The sequence below is a fragment of the Paraburkholderia sp. SIMBA_030 genome (assembly GCF_046535245.1).
In the GTDB taxonomy this organism is placed as follows: domain Bacteria; phylum Pseudomonadota; class Gammaproteobacteria; order Burkholderiales; family Burkholderiaceae; genus Paraburkholderia.
This window is the reverse complement of the sequence record NZ_JAWRXB010001183.1, coordinates 1-251: the sequence shown is the minus strand read 5'-3', so window position 1 is coordinate 251 and position 251 is coordinate 1. Positions and strand designations below refer to the sequence as shown.

Genomic DNA, 251 nt, shown 5'->3' with positions numbered 1-251 from the left:
CGGCGTCGGCCATGCGGTCGACGAAGGAAAGCCGCGTCAGCTTGTCCTTTTCGGCGAGACGCTGCCCGGCACGGATGATCGACGGCAGGTCGTAGACGACCCAGCGGAAATCGGGACCGAGCGGCAAGTGTGAGCGGAAGGCCCGGTATTTGGTGCCCATGTGGCCGCCGGCATCGACCAGGCTGCCGGTTTCGCGGACCAGATCACGCATCCAAAAGAGCACGGGATAATCCCAGGCGGCGATCTTGCAC

At 64.5% G+C, this 251-nt stretch carries 1 pseudogene; it reads right to left on the bottom strand.

Annotated features, from left to right (window positions below):
• Positions 1–251 (bottom strand): annotated as a pseudogene (locus tag SB772_RS43765) (methyltransferase, TIGR04325 family); the annotation flags it as partial.